The organism is Variovorax sp. RTB1, assembly GCF_035018765.1.
In the GTDB taxonomy this organism is placed as follows: domain Bacteria; phylum Pseudomonadota; class Gammaproteobacteria; order Burkholderiales; family Burkholderiaceae_C; genus Variovorax.
The window spans coordinates 88,289-111,543 of the sequence record NZ_JASJXG010000002.1 but is presented as its reverse complement, the minus strand read 5'-3'; the positions used below and the strand labels follow the sequence as shown (position 1 = coordinate 111,543).

Genomic DNA, 23,255 nt, shown 5'->3' with positions numbered 1-23,255 from the left:
ATTCTCGATGGACAAACTTCTTATTCGCGGTGGGCGCACGCTCCAGGGCGAAGTGCTTATTTCCGGCGCCAAGAATGCCGCGCTGCCCGAACTGTGCGCGGCGCTGTTGACCGACCAGCCCGTGACGCTTCGCAATGTCCCGCGCCTGCAAGATGTGTCGACCATGCTTAAGCTGGTCCGTAACATGGGCGTCGCGGCCGAGCGCGACGACAACGGCATGGTGCGGCTCGACGCGAGCGATCTGACCAATCCGGAAGCGCCGTACGAACTGGTCAAAACCATGCGCGCCTCGGTGCTGGCGCTCGGCCCGCTGCTGGCGCGCTTCGGTCACGCCAAGGTGTCGCTGCCGGGCGGCTGCGCCATCGGATCGCGTCCAGTCGACCAGCACATCAAGGGCCTGCAGGCGATGGGCGCCGAGATCGTCGTCGAGCACGGTTACATGATCGCGCGGCTGCCGGAGGGCCGTACGCGGCTGCGTGGCGCCAGCATCCTGACCGACATGGTGACGGTGACCGGCACCGAAAATTTCTTGATGGCTGCAGCCCTGGCCGAGGGCGAAACGCTGCTCGAAAATGCGGCGCAAGAACCCGAGATCGTCGACCTTGCTGAAATGCTCATCAAGATGGGCGCGAAGATCGAAGGCCACGGCACCAGCCACATCCGTGTTCAGGGCGTCGCCAAACTGCATGGCTGCGAACACGCGGTGGTGGCCGACCGCATCGAGGCCGGCACGTTCCTCTGTGCGGTGGCGGCTACCGGCGGCAATGTGCTGCTGCGCCATGCACGCGCCGAGCACATGGACGCGGTGATCGACAAGCTGCGCGAGGCGGGCTGCAAGGTGACTTCGGAAGCGGGCGGCGTGCGCATCAGCTCCCAGGGGCCGGCGCACGCGCACCTTACGGCGCAGAGCTTCAGCACCACCGAGTACCCGGGCTTTCCGACCGACATGCAGGCGCAGTTCATGGCACTCAACGTGATCGCCAAAGGCGCCTCGATGGTCACGGAAACCATCTTCGAAAACCGCTTCATGCATGTGAACGAGATGGTTCGTCTCGGCGCGACCATTCACGTCGAAGGCAAGGTTGCGATGGTCGAGGGTGTAAAGCAACTTTCGGGTGCCACGGTGATGGCGACCGATCTGCGAGCCTCGGCCAGTTTGGTCATCGCCGGTCTGGTTGCCGATGGCGAGACACTCATCGACCGCATTTACCACCTCGACCGCGGCTACGACCGCATGGAAACCAAGCTGCGTGGCCTGGGTGCAGATATCGAGCGTCTGGCAGGAGCGTCTGCTTGATCACGCTGGCCTTATCGAAAGGGCGCATTTTCGACGAGACGCTGCCCATGCTGGCCGCGGCCGGGATCGAGGTCACCGAAGACCCCGAAAAATCACGCAAGCTGATCCTCGCGACCAACCAGCCCGATGTGCGCGTGGTGCTTGTCCGGCCGTCCGATGTGCCTACTTATGTGCAATGGGGCGGTGCCGATATCGGGGTCACCGGGCTCGACACCATGATCGAGCACGGCAACGCCGGCTTGTATCTGCCGCTCGACCTGAAGATCGCCGCCTGCCGCATGAGCGTGGCGGCACGCGCCGACTTCGACTACGCCCATGCAGTGCGACAAGGCGCGCGCCTGAAGATCGCCACCAAGTTCGTCGGCATCGCGCGCGACTTCTTCGCCGTCAAGGGCGTGCACGTCGACCTCATCAAGCTCTACGGCAGCATGGAACTGGCGCCGCTCACCGGGCTGGCCGACGCGATCGTCGACATCGTCTCGACCGGCAACACGCTGCGGGCCAACAACCTGGTCGAGGTCGAGCACATCATGGAAATCAGCGCCCGACTGGTGGTGAACCAAGCGGCGCTCAAGCTCAAGCGCGAGCCCATCCGCCGCATCATCGATGCGTTCGCGTCGGCGATTGCGACGACACCTTGATCCTCGCGCCGTGACCCTTTCCGCCATCCTCCCTGCGATCCTTTGACGTCATGAAATTGACCGCATTTCCCGCGCGACTCTCCACCGCATCGACCAATTTCGAGGCCGAGTTCAAAGCGCGACTTCATTGGTCCGCCGAGGCGGATGCCGCCATCGAAAAAGTGGCGGCCGACATCCTCGCCGACGTACAACAGCGCGGCGATGCGGCGGTGCTCGCGTACACGCGCCGCTTCGACGGGCTCGATGCCGCATCGATGCAGCAAGTCGAGCTCACGCAGGCGGAAATGAAAACCGCTTTCGAGGAGTTGCCCGCCGTGCAGCGCGAGGCGCTCCAGTCCGCGGCTGCACGAGTGCGCAGCTTCCATGAGGCGCAGAAAAAGGCGTCGGGCGAGAGCTGGCGTTATCGCGACGCCGACGGTACGCTGCTCGGCCAAAAGGTCACGCCGCTCGACCGCGTCGGCATCTATGTGCCGGGCGGCAAGGCAGCCTATCCGTCGAGCGTGCTGATGAACGCCATTCCCGCCCACGTCGCCGGAGTTGGCGAAATCATCATGGTCGTGCCGACGCCGCGCGGTGAAAAGAACCCGCTTGTGCTGGCTGCGGCTTATGTCGCCGGCGTTACGCGCGGCTTCACGATCGGCGGCGCTCAGGCCATTGGCGCGCTGGCTTACGGCACGCAAACCATTCCGGCCGTCGACAAGATCACCGGCCCCGGCAACGCCTATGTGGCAGCGGCAAAACGCCGCGTGTTCGGCACCGTCGGCATCGACATGATCGCCGGCCCAAGCGAAATCCTGGTGTTGGCCGACGGCACCACACCACCCGACTGGGTTGCTATGGACCTCTTCAGCCAGGCCGAGCACGACGAGTTGGCGCAGAGCGTGTTGTTGAGCCCCGATGCGGCGTACATCGATCGCGTGCAGCAGGAGATCGATCGGTTGCTGCCCGACATGCCGCGCGCCGGCATCATCGCTGCGTCGTTGAACGGCCGCGGTGCGCTCATCCACACGCGCAGCATGGAAGAAGCCTGCGAAATCAGCAACCGCATCGCGCCCGAGCATCTGGAGGTGTCGAGCAGCGAGCCGCATCGGTGGGAGCCGCTGCTGCGCCACGCCGGGGCCATTTTTCTGGGCGCTTTCACCAGTGAAACGCTCGGCGACTACTGCGCTGGGCCGAACCATGTCTTGCCGACGTCCGGCACGGCGCGCTTTTCAAGTCCGCTCGGCGTCTACGATTTTCAGAAACGCAGTAGTCTGATCGAGGTGAGCGAGCAGGGCGCGCAAACGCTCGGCCCGATAGCCGTCACGCTGGCCGAAGGCGAGGGGCTGTTCGCCCATGCCCGTGCAGCGGCGATGCGACTGCGCAACTCCCGGGGTTCCTGATTTCAGTACTTTGAGTACTTTCAGTCCTTCAGTCCTTCAGTCCCGCAACCAATTCGCGATGTCCGGTATGTTTTCTATGCTGAGGCGCTGGGCCACCTTTCATCGAATTTCAACGCTGACTAATTTGGGCGCGGTGTTCGTATTTGCAGTGCTGTGCACGACTGCCGCCAATGCGATGACGATCCGCCAGTTCAAGCTGCTCGAAGCGAACGAGAAAAACGGCAAGGTCTACGCCGGCTACTACCTGGTCGGCGTGATGGAGGGTTTGCGCGAGGCCAGCGAGGCGTCGCAGCGCGAAGGCCGGAAGCCACCGTTCTGCGTCGAGAATCGCAAGCTCGATCCTGAGATGGCGCGCTCGCTCTACCAGACAGAATTGAAGCGCAACGCCGAAAGTTATGAAGCCGATATGCCCGTTCAACTGGTGCTGTCGGCAGCGCTCCGCAACAGTTACCGCTGCACGCACTGACTGATCCCCGCGACGCACAATCTTGTGACCTCGCAACCTTTCGATCTCCTGATTGCCCATGACTCCTGCATCGTCCGCCGACGTTTCGAACCCCGCGCTGCAACGCTTTCGCGCCGACGTGAAATCAATGCATGCCTACGCGGTGCAAGACGCGAACGGCATGGTCAAGCTCGACGCGATGGAAAACCCGTTCGGCCTGCCTCCTGCGCTGCAGGCCGAACTGGGCGCGCGGCTTGGTGCGCTGGCCATCAACCGTTATCCCGGCGATCGAGGTGTGGACCTGCAGCGTGCGCTGGCTGCGCACGCCCGCATGCCCGAGGGTTTCGCGCTGATGCTCGGCAATGGGTCGGACGAGCTGATTTCGCTTTTGGCGCTGGCGTGCGACCTGCCCGGTGCGACGGTGCTGGCGCCGGTGCCCGGCTTTGTGATGTACGCGATGAGTGCGCAGTTGCAGGGGCTTCGGTTCGTCGGTGTACCGCTCACCGCAAACTTCGAACTCGATGAAGCGGCGATGCTGGAAGCGATCGCGCTTGAGAAGCCCGCCATCGTCTACCTCGCTTATCCGAACAATCCCACCGCTAACTTGTGGGACGACGGCGTTATCGAGAAGATCGTCGATGCGCAAGGCGCGCAGGGCGGCTTGGTCGTGATGGACGAGGCCTACCAGCCCTTCGCTGGCAAAAGCTATATCGGCAGGATCGCCAAGCATGGGCATGTGCTCTTGATGCGCACGCTGAGCAAGTTCGGGTTGGCCGGCGTGAGGCTCGGTTACCTGATGGGCCCGGCAGCGCTCATCGCCGAGGTCGACAAGGTGCGCCCGCCCTACAACATCAGCGTGCTGAATTGCGAGTGCGCGCTGTTCGCACTTGAGCATTCCGCGGTGTTCGAGGCACAGGCCGAAACCATCCGCGCCGAGCGCGCCAAGTTGCTCGCCGCGTTGACAGCGTTGCCCGGCGTGACCGTTTGGCCGAGCGACGCCAACATGATCCTGGTGCGCATCGAGGGGGATGGGCAGGCCGGCGGCGACCGCGCCGGAAAAACCTTCGATCGCATGAAGGCGCACGGCGTGCTCGTGAAGAACGTTTCTAAAATGCACCCACTGCTCGCGAACTGCCTGCGCCTCACAGTCGGAACCGCCGACGAGAACGCTCAGATGCTCGCGGCGATCCGAAAATCCTTATGAACACCCCCACGACACCCGATCAGGTTCTCGCGGCCGCGGCCGGCGCTTCTTCCGGCGTGCCCGGCGCGCGTACGGCCTCTGTTACCCGCAACACGGCGGAAACAAAGATCACCGTCAGCGTCAATCTCGATGGCTCCGGCAAGGCGAAACTGTCAACCGGCATCGGTTTCTTCGACCACATGCTCGACCAGATCGCGCGCCACGGCTTGATCGATCTCGACATCCATTGCGAGGGCGACCTGCACATCGACGGCCACCATACGGTCGAAGACGTGGGCATCACGCTGGGCCAGGCGGTCGCCAAGGCGATCGGCGACAAGAAGGGCATTCGCCGCTACGGCCACGCCTACGTGCCGCTGGACGAAGCCTTGAGCCGTGTCGTGATCGATTTTTCGGGCCGTCCCGGGCTGGTCATGGACGTGCCGTTCACCAGCGGGATGATCGGCACTTTCGACAGCCAGCTTACCTACGAATTTTTTCAGGGCTTCGTGAACCACGCGTTCGTCACGCTGCACATCGACAACCTGAAAGGCGTCAACGCGCACCACCAGTGCGAGACGGTCTTCAAGGCGTTTGCGCGGGCCGTGAGAGCCGCGCTCGAAGTCGATCCGAGATCGATCGGCGTCATTCCGTCGACCAAAGGCTCCCTCTGAAAGATTCGAACGGCATGGCCAACACGGTGGCGGTGGTCGACTACGGCATGGGCAACCTGCGCTCGGTGTCGCAAGCCGTGCAGCACGCCGCCGATCAGGTCGGCGTACAGGTCTTTGTCACCTCCGACCCCGACGTCGTGCGCAAGGCTACGCGCGTGGTGCTGCCGGGCCAGGGTGCCATGCCCGACTGCATGCGCGAGCTGCGTGATTCGGGCCTGCAGGCGTCGGTGCTGGAGGCGGCTGCCAGCAAGCCACTGTTCGGCGTGTGCGTCGGCATGCAGATGCTGCTGTCGCACAGCCATGAGGGGCCGACCGACGGCCTCGGGCTCATTCCGGGTGACGTGGTCAAGTTCGACCTGGCGGGCAGGATGCAGCCCGACGGCAGCCGCTACAAGGTGCCGCAGATGGGGTGGAACCAGGTCCGCCAGGCGCAGCCGCACCCGATCTGGGCGGGTGTGCCCGACGGGAGCTACTTCTATTTCGTGCACAGCTTCTACGCGAAGCCGACCAATGCGAAGCACAGCGTCGGCGAGGCGGACTACGGCGCGCCCTTCACGGCCGCCATCGCACGCGATAATATTTTTGCTACCCAGTTTCATCCCGAAAAGAGCGCTGACCATGGTTTGCAGCTCTACCGCAACTTTCTCCACTGGAACCCCTGAGCCCCGTTTTCGGGCCGCCCTGCCATGTTGCTGATTCCCGCTATCGATCTCAAGGACGGTCACTGCGTTCGCCTCAAGCAGGGCGACATGGGCCAATCGACCATCTTCAGCGAAGACCCGGCCGCCATGGCGCGCAAGTGGGTCGAGGCCGGCGCGCGGCGCCTGCATCTTGTCGACCTGAACGGCGCTTTTGCCGGCAAGCCGCAGAATCACGCCGCGATCAAGGCGATCTTGCGCGAAGTCGGCGACGAGATTCCGGTGCAGCTGGGCGGCGGGATTCGTGATCTCGACACCATCGAGCGCTACATCGACGACGGCCTCCGCTACGTGATCATCGGCACCGCCGCCGTCAAGAACCCGGGCTTTTTGAAAGATGCCTGCGTGGCGTTTGGCGGCCACATCATCGTCGGCCTCGACGCGAAGGATGGCAAGGTCGCGACCGATGGCTGGAGCAAGCTCACCGGCCACGAAGTCGCCGATCTGGGCAAGAAGTTCGAAGACTACGGCGTCGAATCGATCATCTACACCGACATCGGCCGCGACGGCATGTTGTCGGGCATCAATATCGAGGCGACGGTGCGGCTGGCGCAGGCGCTGACGATCCCGATCATCGCCTCCGGCGGCTTGTCGAACATGGACGACATCGACAAGCTGTGCGCTGTCGAAAGCGATGGTGTCGAGGGCGTGATCTGCGGTCGGGCGATCTATTCCGGCGATCTCGACTTCGCACTGGCGCAGGAACGCGCCGACGAACTCGGCGCGGCCTGACAGCCTGAGCCGGCGGCGACCCGGCCTGCCCCGTGCGAGACGCCGACAGCGAGGGTCGATCAGCCTCTCGATCAGCCTCGGAAACACGTCCGAGACGATGAAGGTGGACGGGCCGACGCCGCACGCTCCATAGAATCGAGCGCATGCCGACTCAATCTCTACTTTTTCGCGGACAGCCAGCGCTGGCAGTGGCGCTGCCCGGCGGCGATCGCGCGGTGGTGGCGTTGCACGGCGCGCACCTGTTGTCGTGGACCACGGCCGATGGCATCGAGCGGATTTACCTGAGCCCGGCCGCGCAGTTCGACGGGAAGAGCGCGATCCGCGGCGGTGTGCCGGTGTGCTGGCCGCAGTTCAACGAGCGTGGCCCTCTGCCCAAGCATGGTTTTGCGCGGAACGTGCTTTGGGAGGCCGTGACCGAAGTTCCGGAAACCAAGGCGGGCGAGCTGACGCTGGTGCTGCGCGACAACGACGCCACCCGGGCGCTCTGGCCCCGCACCTTTGATTTGCGCCTTGGTATTTCGCTGACTCCCGGCAGCTTGCGCACCACTCTCGTGGCCATCAACACCGACAGTGCACCGTGGAGCTTCGCCGCCGCGCTGCACAGCTATCTGCACGTCGACGACATCGCCGATGCTCGGTTGGAAGGCCTGCAGAATGCGAAGCGCTGGGACTCGGTACGCAATGAGCGGCACGTCGAGATGACTGAATCGCTGAACTTCGACGCCGAGTTCGACAGCGTTTACGGTGCACCGGTGGCGCCGCTGAAACTGGTCCAGCCTTCCGGCACACTGCAGATCGCCCAAAGCGCGAGTTGCACCGAAACCGTGGTCTGGAACCCAGGCGCCGCGCTCAGCGCCAAGATGAGCGACATGCCGGATGACGGCTACAGGCACATGCTTTGCGTGGAAGCCGCGCGCATCGACGAGAACGTGCTGCTGGCACCCGGCGCGCAGTGGCAGTGCTGGCAACAATTCACCGTGCTCTGAATCTCTTTTTTTTCGATTTTCTGCTGACTCTTTACGACCGACCCATGCTCGCCAAACGGATCATTCCTTGCCTCGACGTCACCGGTGGCCGTGTCGTCAAGGGCGTCAACTTTCTCGAACTGCGCGATGCCGGCGACCCAGTGGAAATCGCAGCGCGCTACAACGCACAGGGCGCCGACGAACTCACGTTTCTCGACATCACCGCCACCAGCGACGGTCGCGATTTGATCCTGCCGATCATCGAAGCGGTGGCGTCGCAGGTATTCATTCCCCTGACCGTCGGCGGCGGCGTGCGCACCGTCGAAGACGTGCGGCGGCTGCTCAACGCGGGCGCCGACAAGACCAGCTTCAACTCCGCCGCCATCGCGAACCCGCAGGTCATCGACGACGCCTCGCACAAGTACGGCGCGCAATGCATCGTGGTCGCCATCGATGCCAAGCGTCGCAGCGCCGAAGAGGCCGAGCGCATCGGGCCGAACGGTCTGCGCGTCGGCCCCGGATGGGATGTGTACAGCCATGGCGGGCGGCAGAACACGGGATTGGATGCTGTGCAATGGGCCATCGAAATGGCACGCCGCGGCGCCGGCGAAATCCTGTTGACCAGCATGGACCGCGACGGCACCAAGAGCGGCTTTGACCTGGAACTCACGCGTGCCGTGAGCGATGCGATCGGCATCCCGGTGATCGCTTCCGGCGGCGTCGGCACACTGGCCGATCTGGCGGACGGCGTGCAGACCGGCGGCGCCGATGCGGTGCTGGCGGCGAGCATCTTTCATTACGGTGAGTTCACGGTCGGCGAGGCCAAGACCCTGATGGCCTCCCGTGGCATACCGATGCGGATTTAGCGATCCGGGACAATGCACCAATGAATTGGCTCGATGAAGTGAAGTGGGACGCGAACGGCCTGGTGCCGGTCATCGCGCAGGAGCGCGGCAGCAACGACGTGTTGATGTTCGCCTGGATGAACCGCGAGGCGCTCGAAAAGACCGCCGAGCTCGGCCGCGCGGTGTATTACAGCCGGTCGCGCGAAAAGTTGTGGTTCAAGGGCGAGGAGTCGGGCCATGAACAAAAGGTCCACGAGATCCGGATGGACTGCGACAACGACGTCGTGTTGCTCAAGGTCACGCAACTCGGCCATGAACCCGGCATCGCCTGCCACACAGGGCGCCACAGCTGCTTCTTCAGCAAGTACGAAGGCGGGCAATGGACGGCGGTCGAGCCTGTCCTCAAAGACCCTGAAACGATCTATAAATCATGAGCACGAGCCGAATCGACGACGCACTCGATCGCCTTGCTGCGGTGATCGAAAGCCGGTTGCCCGCCCGCGGCGGCGATCCGGACACGAGCTACGTGGCCCGGTTGTTGCATCGTGGCCCGGATGCCTTTCTGAAAAAGATCGGCGAAGAAGCCACTGAAGTCGTGATGGCCGCCAAAGATGCGGACCACGGCGGCGATGCCAAAAAAATAGTGAACGAAGTGGCCGACCTGTGGTTCCACAGTATGGTAGCGCTGGCACATTACGGGCTGTCGCCGCGTGACGTGGTGGCCGAACTGGAGCGCCGCGAAGGCACCAGCGGCATTGAAGAAAAGTCCTTGCGCAAGGCGCAAGACCGCGAAGCATCAAACGACTGAAAGGACGTCATGGCCAACGACATCGTGACCGTTCAACCCGACAACTCGCTCAAAACCTGGGGCTGGGTCAGCTACGTGCTGCATTTGGTGGTCGCCATCGGCGCCGTGTTGCCCGGCGCCCAGGTGTCGGTCGTGCTGCTGCTGGTGGCGCTGGTGATCGACGTGGTCAAACGCGATGATGCGGCCGGCACTTGGCAGGCGTCGCACTTCAGCTGGCGCATTCGCTCAGTCTTGTGGGCTGGGGTGCTGTACCTGCTGACCTCGTGGCTCTGGCTGCTGCTGTTGGTGCCGGGATGGATTGCCTGGGGCTTGATCTCCCTGTGGTTTCTCTACCGCATCGTCAAGGGAATGATCCGCATGAACGACGGCCGCCCGATGGACACCAGCAATGTCGTCTGACCCGAACTGCGTTTTCTGCAAGATCATCGAAGGCAAGATTCCTTCGCGCAAGGTCTACGAAGACGACGACCTGTTCGTCTTCCACGACATCGCGCCTTGGGCGCCGGTCCATTTCATGATGGTGCCCAAAGACCATATTCCGTCGATGGCGCAACTGACACCCGCACACGCCGCGCTGATGGGAAAAATTATGACGCTGGCGCCCAGCCTAGCGACGGAGCAGGGCTGCCGCGCTTACCCGGAAGGCGGCTTTCGCGTCGTAGTCAATACCGGCGCCGAAGGTGGGCAAGAAGTGCACCATCTCCATGTTCACGTCATGGGCGGCCCTCGTCCGTGGCTGCGCGGCTGAGATCGCCGCAAGACTAAAATTCATACATTCTTCAGGAGTCTTCCATGGGTTCTTTTTCTATCTGGCATTGGCTGATCGTGCTGCTGATCGTGGTGATGGTGTTCGGCACAAAGAAGTTGCGCAATATGGGCAGCGACCTTGGCGGTGCCGTCAAGGGTTTCAAAGACGGCGTCAAAGACGGGTCGAGCACCGACACGGCGGTACCGCCCGCCGGTCACGTAACGTCGAACCCGGCCGCCGACAAGTCGACGATCGACGTCGAAGCGCGCCAGAAGTCCTGAGCCGCCGCACCCAGTGTTCGACCTCGGTCTAGAAAAGATGGCGCTGATCGGCGTGGTCGCGCTGGTCGTCATCGGTCCCGAAAAGCTGCCCCGCGTGGCGCGCACCGTCGGCATGCTGCTGGGCAAGGCGCAGCGCTATGTCAACGACGTCAAGTCCGAGGTCAATCGGTCGATGGAGCTCGATGAGTTGCGCAAGATGAAGAGCACTGTCGAAGACGCGGCGCGCGACGTTCAGAGCAGCATCCAGTCGAGCGCGAGCGATCTCGAAAAGCAGCTCTCCGGCAGCAGCGCCGAAACGTTGTCGGCGCTGGCCGAGCCGGAGCCGGTGGTTCCGGAATACAGGCATCCCCGCAAAAACTGGCGCCTGAAACAGGGCGCCACCCCGCAGTGGTACAAGTCGCGCAACGGTGTGCGCACCAAGGCGCTTTCGGGTGCGGCGCGCGTTGCGCGCTTCCGCCCCCACAAGATCAACTAGCGCACCACCCCAGCGACCCTCGCGCGCCGCACGGCGTCCGACAGCGCTCCTTGTTCTCCATTGCTCCCCATGGCTGATTCCGATACCCATAACAAAGAAGACGAACTGGCCGGCACCGAGCAGCCTTTCGTCGCGCATCTCGTCGAGCTGCGCGACCGATTGCTGTATTGCGCCTACGGCCTTGCCGTCGCCGCGGCGCTGCTCGCTATTTGGCCCGGCCCGAGTGGTCTGATCGACATGATCGCGGTGCCGATTCGCGCGCACATGCCAAGTGGGGGCAAACTGATCGCCATTGGCGTGTTCTCGCCGTTTTTCGTGCCGCTCAAAGTGTTGGGCATGACCTCGGTGTTGCTGGCGCTGCCTTGGCTGATGTACCAGATCTGGATGTTCGTGGCGCCTGGCCTGTACAGCCACGAAAAACGCTTTGCCTTGCCGCTGATTTTCTTCGGCAGCTTGCTGGCGTACACCGGCATCGGCTTCGTGCAGTTCTTCGTGCTCGACAAGATGTTTGGCTTTATCCAGCGCTTCACGCCGGTGTCGGTCAATGCGACGCCCGACATCTCGTCATACGTTGAAGCCATCCTGTCGCTGTACATCGCGTTCGGCGTTGCGTTTCAGGTGCCGATCGTGGTGATGTTGCTGGTGCGCTTCGAGTTGGTCACCGTCGAAAAGCTGCGCTCTTTTCGCGGCTATTTCATTGTCGTCGCATTCGTGGTCGCCGCGGTGTTGACGCCGCCCGACGTGGTGTCGCAACTGGCGCTCGCCATTCCGATGTGCCTGCTTTACGAGATCGGCATCCTCGGCGCGAAATACTTCGTAAAGCACAGCAAGAAGCCCGACGACATCGCGGCATCGACCGAAGTCGATGCCAAGCTTTGAGCTGAAATTCGGCTGAGCCGAAGGGCGCTTGAGCCGAACTTCGCCGAGCGGCGGTCGGCGTTTATTCGTTGTCTTGCGCAGGTGCCTTGCGAATCGGCGTCTTGGGTCGCAGGCCGGGCGTCACGTCGAGTTCCATCTTGTCGCCGCCGCGGCGCAAGGCGAAGCGCGAGGCGTTGCCCGGCTTGAGTCCGGCGACCGCAGTCAACAGCTCCTGCACGTTGTCGATCTTCTTGTCGCCCACACCGGTGATGACGTCACCCGGACGAATCCCCGCTTTGGCAGCCGGCCCGGCCTGCAGTACGCCGGTGATGATGACGCCGGTGTCGGCCTTCACACCGAAGGTTTCGGCCAGCTCGGGCGACAGGTTGTTCGGCTCCACGCCGATCCAGCCGCGCCGCACCTGGCCTTCTTTGACGATGCCTTCAAGCACGATCTTCGCCATCGACACGGGGATCGCGAAGCCGATGCCCATGCTGCCGCCCGAGCGCGAATAGATCGCGGTATTGATGCCTTCGAGGTTGCCGTTCACGTCGATCAGCGCACCACCGGAATTGCCCGGGTTGATGGCGGCGTCGGTCTGAATAAAGTTCTCGAAGTTGTTGATGCCCAACTGGTTGCGGCCGAGTGCGGAGACGATGCCACTGGTCACGGTCTGGCCGACGCCGAACGGGTTGCCGATGGCCAGCACCTGATCGCCCACTTCCAGCCCGTCCGAATTGCCAAGGGTAATGACCGGCAGCTTGTCGAGTTCGATCTTGAGCACGGCCAAGTCGGTATCGGGGTCGGTGCCGATGACTTTGCCATGCGCATGCCGGCTGTCGTTGAGCGTAACTTCGATCTCGTCGGCGCCCTCGACCACATGGTTGTTGGTCAGGATGTAGCCATCGGCGCTGACGATCACGCCGCTGCCCAGTCCGACTTGTGGCTGGTCGCCCCCCTGGTCGCCGAAGAAAAACTTGAACCACGGGTCGTTGCTGCGCGGATTGCGCTGTGCGGCCTTGCTGGTGTTGATGCTGACCACGGCGGGAGATGCCTTCTTGGCAGCAGCGCTCAAGCTGCCCGGCGCGATGTTGTTCAGTGCGCCTGCGGGCGCTTCGACGACCGACACCACGCCACCGAGCAACGTGGCACGTCGGTTGACCCATTCGGGCTTGAGCGTCGACACGACGAAAAAAGCTGCCAGCAGCACGGTGACGGCTTGGGCGAACAGCAGCCAGATACGTTTCATGGGAAGTGGAAAGGGGGAGAAAAAGAAAACGCATTGTCCCTCAGCGCCTGGCCTTCGGCCGCGGCCACAATGGCGTGATGAGCACGACCCGCCACGAACTCCTGCATGCGTTCGACCTGCTGCTGGCCCCCGCACGTTTCAAGGACTACGGGCCAAATGGCCTGCAAGTCGAAGGCCGTACGGTGGTGCGCAAGATCGTATCCGGTGTCACTGCCAGCCGTGCGTTGATCGAAGCCGCCATTCATGCCGAAGCCGACGCGATTTTTGTCCACCACGGCTTGTTCTGGCGCGGGCAGGACGGGCGTGTCACCGGCTGGATGAAGCAGCGGCTCGGGTTGCTGCTTGGCGATGACGTAAATCTGTTCGCGTATCACCTGCCGCTCGACGCGCATCCCGACCTCGGCAACAACGCGCAGCTTGGGCTCAAGCTGGGCTTGGTCGCGCAACCTGGCTCCGGTGGTCGGTTCGGGGAGCAAGAGCTCGGGTTTCTCGGCGGACGTACCGATGGCGCATCGTTCCCCAGCGCTGCTTTGCTCGCGATTCATGTTGAAAAAATACTCGGACGCCCGGTCACGCTGGTTGATGGCGCGCATCGTCCGATCAAGACTATTGCGTGGTGCACCGGTGGCGCGCAAGGCCACTTCGAGGCAGCGATCGCGGCGGGTGCCGACGCCTTCATCACCGGAGAAATTTCAGAGCCGCAAGCGCATTACGCGCGCGAAATGGGTGTGGCGTATCTCGCCTGCGGCCATCACGCGACAGAACGCTACGGTGCGCCTGCTGTGGCCGGGCATATCGCTGCGCAGCTCGGCTTGGCCCACGAGTTCATCGACATCGACAACCCGGCATGAAGACGACGAAGCCCATTGCAATTACGTTGGGCGACCCGGCAGGTATCGGCCCCGAGATCATCGTCAAGGCTTTTCGGGATGCGCCGGATGCCACACGAGGTTGCTTCGTTGCGGGCGACGTTGCGACGGTGCGCGCTGCATGTACGGCGCTGGCGTCACCGGGGCAACTGGCTTGGCCGGTGGCATTGCTCGACAGCGCAAGCGAGGCGGTCGATGTTCCGCCTCGTTGCGTTCCGGTGCTGCAAGTGGTCGAGCCGCCGCCCGTTTTCGCCGTGGGCATCGTGAGTGCATTGGCCGGACAGGTGGCGGGCGACTGCGTGGTGTGGGCGGTGCGTGCTGCGCTTCACGGTGACATCGCTGCGATGGTGACTGCGCCGCTTCACAAGGAGTCTCTGGCTGCGGCTGGTTTTCCATATCCCGGTCACACCGAGTTGCTGCAGGCCGAGTCGGCGGCGTATCTCGGGCGCCCTGTCTCCAAGGTGCCGGTGCGCATGATGCTGGCAAACGACGAGCTGCGAACTGTGCTCGTCAGCATCCACATGTCGCTTCGAAACGCGATCGACGCCGTCACGTTCGAAGGCGTGTTGCAGACGTTGCGCATCACGCATTCAGCTTTGGGAGTGGCGCTGGGGCACGCGCCGCGAATCGGCGTGGCTGGCCTCAATCCCCACGCAGGCGAGGGTGGGTTGTTCGGTTCGGAAGAGCAGCACATCATCGCGCCGGCGATAGCCGCGGCGCGTTTGGAAGGAATCGACGCGCACGGGCCGTATGCGCCGGACACCGTGTTTATGCGTGCGCGCGCGACGCCAGGCCGCAAAGGCGAGTTCGATGTGGTCGTCGCGATGTACCACGACCAGGGGCTGATTCCCGTCAAGTATCTTGGTGTCGACAAAGGCGTCAACGTGACGCTGGGCTTGCCGCTGGTCCGCACCAGCCCCGATCACGGCACGGCGTTCGACATTGCCGGCACCGGACGCGCAGATGCATCGAGCCTGATCGAGGCGCTGCGCATGGCCCGCACGTTGGCTGGCGTCGGCAGAAATAAAGCTGCGGTTACGAGCGTTTGAGGCTGTCGCGGATTTCGCGCAACAACACGATGTCTTCGGGCGTCGGCGCAGGGGGTGGCGCCACGTCGTCGTGCCTGCGCAGTTTGTTGATCTGTTTGACCATGAGGAAAATGATGAAGGCAAGAATTGCGAAGTTCACCGCCACGGTGATGAAGCTGCCGTAGGCGAGCACGGGTACGCCAGCCTTCTTCAGGTCGGCCAGCGTGTTGGCTACGCCGGGTGGCGCTGTGCCCATCACGACGAAGTAGTTCGAAAAATCGAGCTTGCCGAATACGAGCCCGACGATCGGCATGATGATGTCGCCGACCAGTGAGTCGACGATCTTGCCGAACGCTGCCCCGATGATCACGCCCACTGCCAGGTCAACGACGTTCCCTTTGACTGCGAACTCGCGAAATTCCTTGATAAAACTCATGCCGGTTCCTCGTGCGCTAGGGCTGATTCAGGCGTCGAGTATAGGAGGCTGAAACGGCGTTGCGGGGTGTGTCGACGCCCCGCCGCACGTTGAATTCGCCTGTATCGCTCCGCTACAATCGCGGGTTGAGCCAAGCCCCAGCGAAGAAGATTGAGGACCCCCATGAGTGACATCACTGTCGGCCAACCCAGGATCGACACCAGCAGACGGACGTGGTTGATCGCATCCAGTTGTGCAGGCGCGGTGGGCGGCGTCGCCGTCGCAGTGCCCTTCATCAGCACGTTCGAGCCTTCGGAAAAGGCCAAGGCTGCGGGCGCACCTGTCGAAGTGGACATCAGTGCTCTCAAGGTCGGCGAGAAGATGACCGTCGAATGGCGCGGCAAGCCGGTCTGGATTCTGAGGCGCACGCCGGCGCAACTCGCCGAGTTGCCGAAGCTCGATCCGCAGCTGGCAGACCCGCAGTCAAAGCGGCATCCCGACGAGTTCACTCCTAAATACGCGCAGAACGAGCACCGCTCGATCAAGCCTGAAGTGCTGGTTGTCGTTGGTATCTGCACGCACCTCGGCTGCTCGCCGAGCGATCGATTTCAAACCGGCCCTCAGCCTTCGCTGCCTGCGGATTGGGAGGGCGGTTTTCTGTGCCCTTGCCACGGCTCGACCTTTGATCTTGCCGGTCGCGTGTTCAAAAACAAGCCCGCGCCCGACAACCTGCCGGTGCCGCCGCACATGTACATGACCGACACGCGTTTGCTCATCGGCGAAGACAAAAACGCCAAGGCTTGAGAGACAAACACATGGCTGAATTCCACGAGATATCGCCCAATGCACCAGCCGGTGAAAAGCTGCTGAACTGGGTCGACAACCGGTTCCCGCTGACCAAGCTGTGGAACGACCAATGGGGCAAGTACTACGCTCCGAAAAGTCTTAACTTTTGGTACGTTTTCGGTTCGCTTGCGATGCTGGTGCTGGTCATACAGATCGTGACCGGCATTTTTCTGGTCATGCACTACAAGCCCGATGCAACGCAGGCGTTTGCGTCGGTCGAGTACATCATGCGCGACGTGCCCTGGGGCTGGCTCATCCGTTACATGCATTCGACGGGTGCCTCCGCGTTCTTCGTCGTGGTGTATCTGCATATGTTCCGCGGGCTTCTTTACGGCAGCTATCGCAAGCCTCGCGAACTGATCTGGGTCTTTGGTTGCGCGATCTTTCTGTGTCTGATGGCTGAAGCCTTCATGGGCTATCTGCTGCCATGGGGCCAGATGAGCTATTGGGGCGCTCAGGTGATCGTGAACCTGTTCGCCGCGATCCCGTTCGTCGGCCCTGACCTCGCATTGCTGATTCGCGGCGACTACGTGGTGAGCGACGCCACGCTCAACCGCTTTTTCAGCTTCCACGTCATCGCCGTGCCGTTGGTGTTGCTCGGCTTGGTTGTTGCGCATTTGATCGCGCTGCACGAGGTGGGATCGAACAATCCTGACGGCATCGAGATCAAGGCGAACCGCGGCGCCGATGGCCACCCGGTCGATGGCATCCCATCGCATCCCTACTACACGGTGCACGACATCTTCGGCGTGGTGGTGTTCCTCACTATCTTCTCGGCGGTGATCTTCTTCGCGCCTGAAGCGGGTGGCTACTTCCTGGAGTACAACAATTTCATCCCGGCCGATTCTTTGAAGACGCCGAACCACATCGCACCGGTCTGGTATTTCACTCCGTTCTATTCGATGCTGCGTGCGACCACTGACGACATGGTCAACGTGTTCGCGCTCATCCTCGCGATCGCGGCGGTCTGGAACTTCATCAAGGGTAAGTCGGGCATGTTCATCAAGGTGGCTGTCGTGGTCGCGGCTTTGGTGCTGATCGCCTTGCTGAAGTCGTTCGACGCCAAGTTTTGGGGCGTCGTGGTGATGGGTGGTTCGGTCATCATCCTGTTCTTCCTGCCGTGGCTCGATCACAGCGAAGTGCGGTCAATTCGTTATCGCCCGAGCTGGCACAAGTATGTATACGGCGTGTTCGTATTCTTCTTCTTGATCTTGGGGTACCTAGGTATCGAGCCGCCAGGCGTATGGGGCGGCATCACGATTGGCTCCCTCACGCTCGACATCGCGCAGACGGTTTCGCAAGTCGGCACGTTGCTCTACTTCGGTTTCTTTCTCCTGATGCCTCTCTGGAGTCGCGCAGGCGAGTTCAAGCCGGTGCCCGACCGCGTGGTCTTTGCTGCGCACTGAGGCCGGACCAGCATGACCAAAAAGACAAATACATCGACAGGCTCTGCGACCACGATGAAGACGCTGAAGCAGGGTATTGCCAGCTGGCTGGCAACGTTCAGCCTCGCCCTAGGCTTGGCCTTTGTGGTGGCTGCCCCGGCTGCTGCCGAAAGCGAAGGTTATGTTTGGGACAAGGCGCCCAACAAAACAAACGACGTTGCCGCGTTGCAAAACGGCGCCAAGCTCTTCGTCAACTACTGCCTGAACTGCCACTCGGCTGCGTTCATGCGCTACAACCGGCTGCAGGACATCGGCATAACCGAGCAGCAGATTAAGGACAATCTTCTGTTCACGACCGACAAGGTCGGCGAGACCATGAAGGCCAACATCGATCCTCGGCAGGCCAAGGAATGGTTCGGCGCCAATCCACCCGACCTGACTTTGGTCGCGCGCTCGCGCGCTGGCCATGGCGGCACTGGCGCTGACTATCTTTACACCTACCTGCGCACGTTCTACCGCGACGACACCAAAGCGACGGGCTGGAACAACATGGCCTACCCGAGCGTGGCCATGCCGCATGTGCTGTGGGAACTGCAAGGTGACCGTCGCCCGGTCTACGAGAAGATCGAGCAACACGGTCATGAGACCGAGGTGTTCAAAGGCTGGCAACAGGTCACTCCGGGCACCATGACGCCTTTGCAGTACGACCAGTCCATTGGCGATCTCGTCAGCTACCTTCAATGGATGGCCGAGCCTGCACAAAACACGCGTGTACGCATCGGTGTGTGGGTCTTGTTGTTCTTGCTGATGGCGGTGGTCTTTACGTGGCGGTTGAACGCGTCTTACTGGAAAGAAGTCAAGTAGCGCCCGCTTACCGCCGATCGGCCGCTGACGCGTCCGGTCCTCCAGAGTGGGTTGCTGATGCTGCCCACTCTTTTTGATTTTTAGGAGTCTTTCGCCATGATGGTTCTGTATTCAGGAACAACCTGCCCCTTTTCCCATCGCTGCCGCTTTGTCTTGTTCGAGAAAGGCATGGACTTCGAAATTCGCGACGTCGACCTCTATAACAAGCCAGAAGACATCAGCGTGATGAACCCGTACGGGCAAGTGCCGATCCTGGTCGAGCGCGACCTCATCCTGTACGAGTCGAACATCATCAACGAGTACATCGACGAGCGCTTTCCGCATCCGCAATTGATGCCCGGCGACCCGGTCGACCGCGCACGCGTCCGGCTGTTTCTGCTCAACTTCGAAAAGGAACTTTTCGTGCATGTGTCGACGCTCGAAAACCGCACGTCGAAAGGCAACGATAAGGCGCTTGAGAAGGCCCGTGCACACATTCGCGATCGCCTTACGCAGCTCGCGCCGGTTTTCTTGAAGAACAAGTACATGCTTGGCGACAACTTCTCGATGCTCGACGTCGCGATTGCACCGCTGCTCTGGCGCCTTGACTACTACGGCATCGATCTCAGCAAGAACGCTGCACCGCTACTCAAGTACGCCGAACGCATTTTTTCGCGCCCGGCCTACATCGAAGCGCTGACGCCGTCTGAAAAGGTCATGCGCAAGTAAGCGCTCTTTGCCGGTGACTTTGTCGAAATGATCAACGCGCTCGAATCGTCTTCCACGCGACCGTACCTCATTCGGGCACTGTACGAATGGTGCACCGACAACGGGTTCACGCCCTATGTCGCGGTACTGGTCGACGAGACCGTGCAGGTCCCGCGCGAGTACGTCAAGAACGGCGAGATCGTGTTGAACATCAGCTTTGACGCGACGAGTTCGCTCAAGCTCGGCAACGATTTCATCGAGTTCAAGGCTCGCTTCGCAGGCACGGCGCGCGAGATCAACGTACCGGTCGGTCGCGTGATTGCCATCTACGCGCGTGAGAACGGGCAGGGGATGGCTTTTCCGGCGCCTGCGCAGCCGGCTGCTGCAAAAGGCCCACAGGTAACTCAGTCAACCGTTGATATAGGCGACGGGCGCTCACCGGTGCGCGCAGCGCAACGCGGCGACGGTGCCAGCGACACCAAAATCATGCACCTCGTCACTGGCGACGAGTTGCCCGGCCACCGTGGCACAGCCGAAGATGCACCGACGGATCAGGACGATCCGCCGCGGCCCCCAGCGGGCGGCGGCGCCAAGCCCTCGTTGAAACGCATCAAATAGTCGACGAAGTCGAGGCTACAAGTTGACACCGCGATGCGCGCTACGCGCACCGCTAAAATCCAGATCCCGCCGCTTTAGCTCAGTTGGTAGAGCAACCGCCTTGTAAGCGGTAGGTCGTCAGTTCGATTCCGACAAGCGGCACCATTCATGGCCGGGGCTCAAGATGCCCCGCACAAACAATCCCAGCACGGCGCTCAGGCGCTTCATGCCACTGGCGAGCCTTGGCGGCTCGTCGTTCAGCCAGCGGCGCACCTCGATCAGGTACAGGCTGAAGATAAGCGAAGCGATCTGGTCGGCGGGCACGTCATCCTGTGCTTCTCCGCTTTTCTGTGCAGCGCGCACCATCTGTTCGATGTGGCCCAAGATCACCGGGCGGCGGGCGTAGAAGCGATGCGCCTCTTCGCCGTGGGTAGCCCCCGGCGCCAGAAATTCGGACGTCTCGCGCAGCGCCGGACGCGCCAGCCGCGGTTCGCTGGCCCAGTAGCGGTATCGGAGCTCGAAGTACGGTAGCAATCTTTCGCGCAGCGAGCCCGGTCTTTCCAGCAATGCTTGTCCTTTGAGATTGACCGCGTCGAGCTCGTCGTTGACCACCTGCAGCAACAAGTCACGCTTGTCCTTGGCGTAGACGAATACCGTGCCGGTGGACACGTCAGCCCGCGTGGCGATCTCGCGGGTAGTCGCCGCCTCGTAGCCATGCTCGATGAACACAGCGCGCGCCGCCTCGATGATGCGCTTGCGTTTGTCGGTTTTGCTCCGCTCGCGCAGGCCCGCTCGGGGTGCTTGTGTCGGCTCAGTCTCGAAGTTGGGCATCTACGCATTATCTAGTCGTTGACGAGAAAATTGAGCAAAGTTATATTTGAGCACGCTCAATTAAACGAGTCAGTTGCCTGAAGTGGCGAGTGCCACCCCACCAAAGAGAGACACGCATGTTCCCGAAGAATGCTTGGTATGTTGCCTGCATGCCCGAGGAAATCGACGACAAACCATTGGGTCGAAAGATCTGCAGTGAGGCGATCGTTTTTTATCGCGGCCCGGACAACGTGGTCGCAGCGCTCGAAGACTTTTGCCCACATCGCGGTGCGCCGCTCTCACTGGGCTCAGTGGTCGAAGGCAAACTGGTCTGCGGTTATCACGGGCTGGAAATGGGATGCGACGGCAAGACCATCGCCATGCCGGGCCAACGCGTGCGCGGCTTTCCAGCGATACGTGCTTATCCGGTGATCGAGCGCTACGGCTTTGTCTGGGTCTGGCCCGGCGATCCAGCGCAAGCCGACGAGGCCAAGCTCCACCGGCTCGAGTGGGCCGAAAGCCCCGAATGGGCGTATGGCGGCGGGCTCTATCACATCGAATGCGACTACCGCCTCATGATCGACAACCTGATGGATCTGACGCACGAAACCTACGTTCATGCGACCAGCATAGGGCAGCCGGAAATCGACGAGACGCCGACCAAAACGACCACCGAGGGCGACGAAGTGATCACCGCCCGCCACATGGAAAACATCATGGCGCCGCCATTTTGGCGCATGGCGTTGCGCGGCAACCATCTGGCCGACGACGTGCCGGTGGATCGGTGGCAAATCTGCCGCTTCACCCCTCCGAGTCACGTGCTCATCGAGGTGGGCGTCGCCCACGCAGGCAACGGCGGCTACAACGCCGACGCCAAGTTCAAGGCGTCGAGCATCGTGGTCGACTTCATCACGCCGGAAACCGAGACGTCGATCTGGTATTTCTGGGGCATGGCGCGTAACTTCAATCCAAACGACAAGGCGTTGACAGCCAGCATCCGCGAAGGCCAGGCCAAAATTTTCGGTGAAGACCTCGAGATGCTCGAGCGCCAGCAAAGGAACCTGTCGGCGCACCCTCACCGCGCGTTGCTCAAGCTGAATATCGACTCGGGAGGAGTTCAGTCGCGCCGCGTGCTCGACCGTATCCTCGCGGCGGAGAGCGCTTCGTGACGCCAAGTGACCATCAGGTTCGCGTCGCTCGCAAGGTCGACGAGGCCATCGACATTGCAACCTTCGAACTGGTCAGCATCGACGAGCGTCTCTTGCCGGCGTTTTCGGCAGGTTCCCACATCGACGTGCACTTGCCTAACGGGTTGACTCGCCAGTATTCGCTGTGCAACGACCCGAAAGAAGCGCATCGCTACCTGATCGGCGTGCTGCGTGACCCAGGCTCGCGTGGCGGCTCGCAAAGCCTTCACGATGCGGTCAACGAAGGCGACATCTTGCACATCGGCGCGCCGAAAAATCACTTTCCGCTGGCGCACGAAGCGAAGCACAGCGTGCTTGTCGCTGGAGGCATCGGGGTCACGCCGATTTTGTGTATGGCGGAGCGCCTCGCGGTGACGGGAGCGTCGCTGGAAATGCACTACTGCACTCGCTCGCCCGAGCGCACTGCGTTCCGTCAACGCATCGCAGCTTCTGCGTTTGCAGCGAAGGTGCAATTCCATTTCGACGACGGCGATTCAGCGCAGAAGCTGGACCTCGCCCGGCTGTTGTCCAAGATGAACCCAGGGGTGCATTTGTATGTCTGCGGGCCCAAGGGCTTCATGGACTGGTTGCTGAATGCCGCCCGCGCCGCGGGCTGGCCGGCGGAGCAACTTCACTGTGAATTTTTTGGCGCGGAAGTCGTCAAATCAAAGGACGACGCCAGCTTCGAGGTGAAGCTTGCGAGTTCGGGCAAGGTTGTCTTCGTCTCCAAAGAGCAGACCGTGGTGCAAGCCCTGGCCGCCGCCGGCATCGAGGTGTTGACTTCGTGCGAGCAGGGCGTCTGTGGTACTTGTCTGACGCGCGTGCTCGAAGGTGAGCCCGACCATAGGGACATGTACCTGACGCCGGAAGAGCAGGCGGCCAACGACCAGTTCACGCCGTGTTGTTCGCGCTCGAAGTCGCGGCTTCTGGTGCTTGATTTGTGACCTTCAACTGCGAGGTTTTCTGATGTCTTGCTCGATCTCAAAAATCGTTTTTGCGTTCTTCGTTGCCACCGCTGCCGTCATGGTGAACACCGCCGATGCAGCGCCTGTGAAGCGACATGGCGCTCACCCGGTCAAAAAGGCGCGGGCCGCTGTCGATGCACCCAAGCCGGAAAAACTGGTTCGGGCGCCCGGCGGCGTCATGGTGCCGAAGCAAGCAACGGCGGGCCGCAACCCGGGCTTCATGGACGACGGAGCGAGCAAGCGCGGCGACAAGCCCTGAGCCACTCGAGCAGCTTGCGCGCGCTCTGAGAAAGCAAAAAGCCGTGAGTCGGCCAGAGCGGC

30 protein-coding genes and 1 tRNA gene are annotated in these 23,255 nt (G+C 62.0%); 28 read left to right on the top strand and 3 right to left on the bottom strand.

Features of this window, described 5'->3' with window-relative positions; genetic code table 11:
* Positions 1-7: 7 nt before the first annotated feature.
* The 17 genes from murA (at position 8) to tatC (ending at position 12,053) form a co-directional block, all read left to right on the top strand.
* A complete protein-coding gene (gene murA, locus QN397_RS01995) occupies positions 8-1,297 on the top strand; it encodes a UDP-N-acetylglucosamine 1-carboxyvinyltransferase (RefSeq protein ID WP_323494678.1) in 1,290 nt (429 codons plus the stop codon).
* On the top strand, positions 1,294-1,938 hold the full coding sequence (hisG, locus tag QN397_RS01990; protein ID WP_323494677.1) for an ATP phosphoribosyltransferase: 645 nt from the start codon (positions 1,294-1,296) through the stop codon (positions 1,936-1,938). Before murA ends, hisG begins: the two co-directional genes overlap by 4 nt.
* Before the next feature lie 50 nt (positions 1,939-1,988).
* Positions 1,989-3,320: a histidinol dehydrogenase gene (gene hisD / locus QN397_RS01985; RefSeq protein WP_323494676.1), complete on the top strand. Its 1,332-nt coding sequence runs from the start codon at positions 1,989-1,991 to the stop codon at positions 3,318-3,320.
* A gap of 58 nt (positions 3,321-3,378) precedes the next feature.
* Positions 3,379-3,786: a hypothetical protein gene (locus QN397_RS01980; RefSeq protein ID WP_323494675.1), complete on the top strand. Its 408-nt coding sequence runs from the start codon at positions 3,379-3,381 to the stop codon at positions 3,784-3,786.
* A 58-nt stretch (positions 3,787-3,844) separates the two neighbouring features.
* Positions 3,845-4,969, top strand: coding sequence for a histidinol-phosphate transaminase (gene hisC / locus QN397_RS01975; RefSeq protein WP_323494674.1), 1,125 nt, complete (start codon positions 3,845-3,847; stop codon positions 4,967-4,969).
* Positions 4,966-5,622, top strand: coding sequence for an imidazoleglycerol-phosphate dehydratase HisB (gene hisB / locus QN397_RS01970; protein ID WP_323494673.1), 657 nt, complete (start codon positions 4,966-4,968; stop codon positions 5,620-5,622). The genes hisC and hisB overlap by 4 nt, the downstream gene beginning before the upstream one ends.
* Positions 5,623-5,636: 14 nt before the next feature.
* Positions 5,637-6,284: an imidazole glycerol phosphate synthase subunit HisH gene (hisH, locus tag QN397_RS01965; protein ID WP_323494672.1), complete on the top strand. Its 648-nt coding sequence runs from the start codon at positions 5,637-5,639 to the stop codon at positions 6,282-6,284.
* Positions 6,285-6,308: 24 nt separating this feature from the next.
* Complete coding sequence (hisA, locus tag QN397_RS01960; RefSeq protein ID WP_187054543.1) at positions 6,309-7,052, top strand: 1-(5-phosphoribosyl)-5-[(5-phosphoribosylamino)methylideneamino]imidazole-4-carboxamide isomerase; 744 nt, start codon at positions 6,309-6,311, stop codon at positions 7,050-7,052.
* A 143-nt stretch (positions 7,053-7,195) separates the two neighbouring features.
* Positions 7,196-8,038, top strand: a complete 843-nt coding sequence (locus QN397_RS01955) for a D-hexose-6-phosphate mutarotase (protein ID WP_323494671.1) — start codon at positions 7,196-7,198, stop codon at positions 8,036-8,038.
* A 44-nt stretch (positions 8,039-8,082) separates the two neighbouring features.
* Positions 8,083-8,883, top strand: coding sequence for an imidazole glycerol phosphate synthase subunit HisF (gene hisF, locus QN397_RS01950; RefSeq protein WP_323494670.1), 801 nt, complete (start codon positions 8,083-8,085; stop codon positions 8,881-8,883).
* A 20-nt stretch (positions 8,884-8,903) separates the two neighbouring features.
* On the top strand, positions 8,904-9,296 hold the full coding sequence (hisI, locus tag QN397_RS01945) for a phosphoribosyl-AMP cyclohydrolase (RefSeq protein WP_187054546.1): 393 nt from the start codon (positions 8,904-8,906) through the stop codon (positions 9,294-9,296).
* Entirely contained in the window at positions 9,293-9,670 is a 378-nt protein-coding gene (locus QN397_RS01940; protein ID WP_323494669.1) for a phosphoribosyl-ATP diphosphatase, read from the top strand. The genes hisI and QN397_RS01940 overlap by 4 nt, the downstream gene beginning before the upstream one ends.
* Before the next feature lie 9 nt (positions 9,671-9,679).
* Positions 9,680-10,069 (top strand): DUF4870 family protein, encoded by a 390-nt coding sequence (locus QN397_RS01935; protein WP_187054548.1) that lies wholly within the window; start codon positions 9,680-9,682, stop codon positions 10,067-10,069.
* Complete coding sequence (locus QN397_RS01930) at positions 10,059-10,418, top strand: histidine triad nucleotide-binding protein (RefSeq protein WP_323494668.1); 360 nt, start codon at positions 10,059-10,061, stop codon at positions 10,416-10,418. Before QN397_RS01935 ends, QN397_RS01930 begins: the two co-directional genes overlap by 11 nt.
* Before the next feature lie 44 nt (positions 10,419-10,462).
* Positions 10,463-10,699, top strand: coding sequence for a Sec-independent protein translocase subunit TatA (gene tatA / locus QN397_RS01925; RefSeq protein ID WP_323494667.1), 237 nt, complete (start codon positions 10,463-10,465; stop codon positions 10,697-10,699).
* A gap of 13 nt (positions 10,700-10,712) precedes the next feature.
* The gene (gene tatB, locus QN397_RS01920) at positions 10,713-11,174 is read left to right on the top strand and encodes a Sec-independent protein translocase protein TatB (RefSeq protein WP_187054551.1); all 462 of its coding nucleotides are present in this window, start codon (positions 10,713-10,715) and stop codon (positions 11,172-11,174) included.
* A 69-nt stretch (positions 11,175-11,243) separates the two neighbouring features.
* On the top strand, positions 11,244-12,053 hold the full coding sequence (gene tatC, locus QN397_RS01915) for a twin-arginine translocase subunit TatC (protein WP_323494666.1): 810 nt from the start codon (positions 11,244-11,246) through the stop codon (positions 12,051-12,053).
* A gap of 61 nt (positions 12,054-12,114) precedes the next feature.
* Here tatC and QN397_RS01910 read toward each other — a convergent pair whose 3' ends face one another.
* Positions 12,115-13,281: a Do family serine endopeptidase gene (locus QN397_RS01910; protein WP_187054553.1), complete on the bottom strand. Its 1,167-nt coding sequence runs from the start codon at positions 13,279-13,281 to the stop codon at positions 12,115-12,117.
* Between the two features lie 77 nt (positions 13,282-13,358).
* On the opposite strand from QN397_RS01910, the gene QN397_RS01905 reads away from it, so the two are divergent.
* Both QN397_RS01905 and pdxA read left to right on the top strand, forming a co-directional pair.
* Positions 13,359-14,132 carry a Nif3-like dinuclear metal center hexameric protein gene (locus tag QN397_RS01905; RefSeq protein ID WP_187054554.1) on the top strand — a complete coding sequence of 258 codons (774 nt, stop codon included), beginning with the start codon at positions 13,359-13,361 and terminating at the stop codon, positions 14,130-14,132.
* Positions 14,129-15,199, top strand: a complete 1,071-nt coding sequence (pdxA, locus tag QN397_RS01900) for a 4-hydroxythreonine-4-phosphate dehydrogenase PdxA (protein WP_323494665.1) — start codon at positions 14,129-14,131, stop codon at positions 15,197-15,199. The genes QN397_RS01905 and pdxA overlap by 4 nt, the downstream gene beginning before the upstream one ends.
* Here pdxA and mscL read toward each other — a convergent pair.
* Positions 15,186-15,614, bottom strand: coding sequence for a large conductance mechanosensitive channel protein MscL (gene mscL, locus QN397_RS01895; protein WP_323494664.1), 429 nt, complete (start codon positions 15,612-15,614; stop codon positions 15,186-15,188). The genes pdxA and mscL overlap by 14 nt on opposite strands.
* 162 nt (positions 15,615-15,776) lie before the next feature.
* Between mscL and petA the strand changes: the two genes are divergently transcribed.
* The 6 genes from petA (at position 15,777) to QN397_RS01865 (ending at position 20,137) form a co-directional block, all read left to right on the top strand.
* Positions 15,777-16,397, top strand: a complete 621-nt coding sequence (petA, locus tag QN397_RS01890; protein WP_323494663.1) for a ubiquinol-cytochrome c reductase iron-sulfur subunit — start codon at positions 15,777-15,779, stop codon at positions 16,395-16,397.
* Positions 16,398-16,408: 11 nt separating this feature from the next.
* Entirely contained in the window at positions 16,409-17,845 is a 1,437-nt protein-coding gene (locus QN397_RS01885) for a cytochrome b (RefSeq protein ID WP_187054558.1), read from the top strand.
* Between the two features lie 54 nt (positions 17,846-17,899).
* Positions 17,900-18,688: a cytochrome c1 gene (locus tag QN397_RS01880; protein ID WP_187054898.1), complete on the top strand. Its 789-nt coding sequence runs from the start codon at positions 17,900-17,902 to the stop codon at positions 18,686-18,688.
* 96 nt (positions 18,689-18,784) lie between these two features.
* On the top strand, positions 18,785-19,396 hold the full coding sequence (locus tag QN397_RS01875) for a glutathione S-transferase N-terminal domain-containing protein (protein WP_187054559.1): 612 nt from the start codon (positions 18,785-18,787) through the stop codon (positions 19,394-19,396).
* A 27-nt stretch (positions 19,397-19,423) separates the two neighbouring features.
* Positions 19,424-19,993: a ClpXP protease specificity-enhancing factor gene (locus QN397_RS01870; RefSeq protein ID WP_323494662.1), complete on the top strand. Its 570-nt coding sequence runs from the start codon at positions 19,424-19,426 to the stop codon at positions 19,991-19,993.
* 68 nt (positions 19,994-20,061) lie between these two features.
* Positions 20,062-20,137 (top strand) — tRNA-Thr (locus tag QN397_RS01865).
* On the opposite strand, the gene QN397_RS01860 is transcribed toward QN397_RS01865, so the two are convergent.
* A complete protein-coding gene (locus QN397_RS01860) occupies positions 20,111-20,803 on the bottom strand; it encodes a TetR/AcrR family transcriptional regulator (protein WP_323499906.1) in 693 nt (230 codons plus the stop codon). The genes QN397_RS01865 and QN397_RS01860 overlap by 27 nt on opposite strands.
* Before the next feature lie 116 nt (positions 20,804-20,919).
* On the opposite strand from QN397_RS01860, the gene QN397_RS01855 reads away from it, so the two are divergent.
* From QN397_RS01855 to QN397_RS01845, 3 genes are read left to right on the top strand one after another with little or no spacing between them, the layout of a single operon-like run.
* Positions 20,920-21,951 carry an aromatic ring-hydroxylating dioxygenase subunit alpha gene (locus QN397_RS01855; protein ID WP_323495542.1) on the top strand — a complete coding sequence of 344 codons (1,032 nt, stop codon included), beginning with the start codon at positions 20,920-20,922 and terminating at the stop codon, positions 21,949-21,951.
* Positions 21,948-22,913, top strand: coding sequence for a PDR/VanB family oxidoreductase (locus tag QN397_RS01850; RefSeq protein WP_323495541.1), 966 nt, complete (start codon positions 21,948-21,950; stop codon positions 22,911-22,913). Before QN397_RS01855 ends, QN397_RS01850 begins: the two co-directional genes overlap by 4 nt.
* A gap of 22 nt (positions 22,914-22,935) precedes the next feature.
* The gene (locus QN397_RS01845) at positions 22,936-23,193 is read left to right on the top strand and encodes a hypothetical protein (RefSeq protein WP_323495540.1); all 258 of its coding nucleotides are present in this window, start codon (positions 22,936-22,938) and stop codon (positions 23,191-23,193) included.
* Positions 23,194-23,255: the final 62 nt, after the last annotated feature.